Origin of the sequence: Blastococcus sp. KM273128, assembly GCF_021698975.1 — a bacterium.
GTDB lineage: Bacteria > Actinomycetota > Actinomycetes > Mycobacteriales > Geodermatophilaceae > Blastococcus.
The window spans coordinates 1-2,075 of sequence record NZ_SSXA01000148.1 but is presented as its reverse complement, the minus strand read 5'-3'; the positions used below and the strand labels follow the sequence as shown (position 1 = coordinate 2,075).

The following is a 2,075-nucleotide window of genomic DNA, read 5'->3' as shown; positions in this document are numbered from 1 at the left end:
GGCGTCGTCAACCCGCGGGCCGGATCCGTCCGGAACGATCAGCCGACGCGGCGCAGGATCTCCGGGCCGAGCTGGTCGACGGCGGTGTGGCCCGTCAGGCCCAGCGTCAGGTCGAACTCGCCGACGACGTCCTCGACGACCTGGCGCACGCCCGCCTCGCCGGCCAGGGCCAGCCCCCAGGCGAAGGGGCGCCCGAGCAGCACTGCGCGCGCCCCCAGGGCGACGGCGGTGAAGACGTCGGCACCGCTGCGGATGCCGCTGTCGAGCAGCACCGGTGCCCGGTCGCCGATGGCCGCGACGACGTCGGGGAGCGCGTCCAGCGCGGCGATCGACCGGTCGACCTGCCGCCCGCCGTGGGTGCTCACCACGACGCCGTCCATGCCCTCGTCCAGCGCGCGGCGCGCGTCGTCGGGGTGCAGCACCCCCTTGAGCAGGATGGGCAGCTCCGTGCGGGAGCGCAGCCAGGCGAGGTCGTCCCAGCTGATGGAGGGCCTCGAGTAGATGCCCAGGAAGGTCTCGACGGCGGCGGCCGCGCGCTCCTCGACCAGCCGGCGGAACACCGGGTCGGAGGTGTACTGCGCGATGCCCTTGCCGAGCGCGAACGGGAGGTGGCCGAGGTCGAGGTCGCGCGGGCGCCAGCCCAGCATCGTCGTGTCGAGGGTGACCACCAGGGCGTCGCAGCCGGCCTGCTCGGCGCGGTGGACCAGGCTCTCGACGAGCTCGTCGGAGGTGGACCAGTAGAGCTGGAACCAGCGCGGCGAGCCGTCCATCGCGGCCGCGCACTCCTCCATCGAGCGCGAGCCCTGGTTGGAGAAGACCATCGGCACCCCGGTGGCGGCGGCGGCCCGCGCGACGGCGAGGTCGGCCTCCGGGTGCACCAGCTCCAGCGCGCCGACCGGCCCCAGCAGCAGCGGGGCGGGCAGCCGGCGGCCGAAGAGCTCCACGGACGTGTCGCGGACGCTCGCGTCGCGCAGCACCCGGGGGACCACCGCCCACCGGTCGAAGGCGGCGCGGTTGGCCCGCTGGGTGGCCTCGTCGCCGGCACCGCCCGCGACGTAGGCGTAGGCGCGGGCGTCCAGCGCCCGCTTGGCGCGCTCCTGCAGCCGGCGGATGCCGACCGGCACCCGGGGCGAGCGGCCGTACACGCCGGCCCGGTACACCTCGTTCTGCCGCCGTCGGCCGGCGCCCGCTTCGTCCACGCGGCCACCGTAGTGACCGGCCTCACGGCCGACGAGGCAGGGCCGGGCGGTCGCCCCGATCGGGGGGTGGGATCGCGGATCGCGGGTACGGCGACGGGATGAGATCGCGCGGCACCGTGCCCTCCCGGAAGGAGGGCGGGACGGGAATCTGGCGACACGCCGCACGACACGCGCGACACGCCCGTAACGGGCTGGCAACGAAGCGTCACTTCCCTCATCCTCGGAACTCAGGTGCACCAGAAGCAGGGGGAGCAGGGCTGAACAGCGGTTCGGGGCAGATCGTCGAGCCGGCGTGGGCGACGTCGGCGCGGGTGGCCCGTGGCGCCCTCCCCGCCGGTGTGGTGACCGGTCTCCTCGTCGTCCTCCTCGGCCTCGCCGTCTCCGGGGCCGCGCCGGCGCGCGCGGTCGACGACCCGACGCGCCCCGACGCCCGGGTGACCCACGGCCCCAGCTGCCGCCCCGGCGGCATCGTGGTCGAGGTCGTCGCCGGCAACGCCCCCTACGCCGTCGTCCTCACCACCGGGCGGACGCCGTCCGGTGAGGACGCGGCGGTGCTGGAGCCCTACGGGAGCGTCGTGCTGCGCACCGGCGACGTCGCCCCCGGCGAGACCATCGACCCGGGGCTGGAGTTCACCGCCCGCGACGGCTCGGGGGTGACCTTCGTCGACGAGCTGGCGGACTACACGCTCACCCGGCCCACGGTCGAGGACTGCGAGGCCGCGATGTCCCCGCCGCCGTCCCGGGGATGCGCACGTCGACGCGGATCTCGCCGTCCTGGTCCGCGGTCAGCACGCGCGTCCCCCTCGAGGTCGCGGCCGCTGCCGAGGAGGCCGCGCCCGTCCGCGGGGTCGTCTCGCTCGCGTCGCTCACCAGCGC

Annotated in this window: 2 protein-coding genes; one reads left to right on the top strand and one right to left on the bottom strand. The window is 76.0% G+C overall.

Annotation, left to right across the window (positions count from 1 at the left end; translation table 11 throughout):
• Nucleotides 1-38: 38 nt before the first annotated feature.
• Complete coding sequence (locus tag E9529_RS21310; RefSeq protein ID WP_236833259.1) at nt 39-1,199, bottom strand: alpha-hydroxy-acid oxidizing protein; 1,161 nt, start codon at nt 1,197-1,199, stop codon at nt 39-41.
• 341 nt (nt 1,200-1,540) lie between these two features.
• Here E9529_RS21310 and E9529_RS21305 point away from each other — a divergent pair.
• Nucleotides 1,541-2,075, top strand: a 535-nt coding sequence (locus E9529_RS21305; RefSeq protein ID WP_236833258.1) for a hypothetical protein, incomplete at its 3' end; no start/stop codon positions are given.